We start from the raw sequence: 523 nt of genomic DNA, 5'->3' as shown, positions 1-523 counted from the left end.
GCGCGCGGCGGGGATCCCGGCCGGCAGCGTCAGCCGGTAGTGGCGGGCGCCATCGAACGGCTGACCGGCCGAGTCCGCGGCGATCATCAGGTACTGGGATCCGACTCCCGTCAGGCGCATGCACATCGCCGGCGAGTCACCGGTGGCGATGTAGTAAAACGCGGTGCGGGAGTTGAGCGCCCGTCCCGAGGCGGGCTCGTTGAGCTGGACTCCGTCCGGGGTGATCTCCGGGGGCGGGGAGGTCCAGTCGTAACCGCCGACGAAGAGCGGATTGAACCAGGCCGAGCCCTCGTAGTAGGCGAAGCCTTCCTGCAGGCGCGCGCGCAGGCCGACCGTGCGGCCGCTGGCGTTGCCGATCGCGACCGCTTCCTCCAGCAGGCGCCGCATCCGGTCGTCGGGCTTGAAAGCGTGGCCTTTGGCGATGCCGATCGCGCGGAACGCGCCGCCCGCCTCCAGGTCGCCCGAGTCGGCGGGCTGCTCCTGGACGAGGGTGTCAAGCAGTTCGTAGAAGGAGTAGTCGTTC

1 pseudogene is annotated in these 523 nt (G+C 70.2%); it reads right to left on the bottom strand.

What is annotated here, in order from left to right:
* A pseudogene (locus N4G66_RS45295) lies at positions 1–523 on the bottom strand (DUF1254 domain-containing protein); the annotation flags it as partial.

The organism is Streptomyces rhizosphaerihabitans, assembly GCF_025399795.1.
Lineage (GTDB): Bacteria > Actinomycetota > Actinomycetes > Streptomycetales > Streptomycetaceae > Streptomyces > Streptomyces rhizosphaerihabitans.
This window is presented reverse-complemented; position numbering and strand designations above follow the sequence as displayed.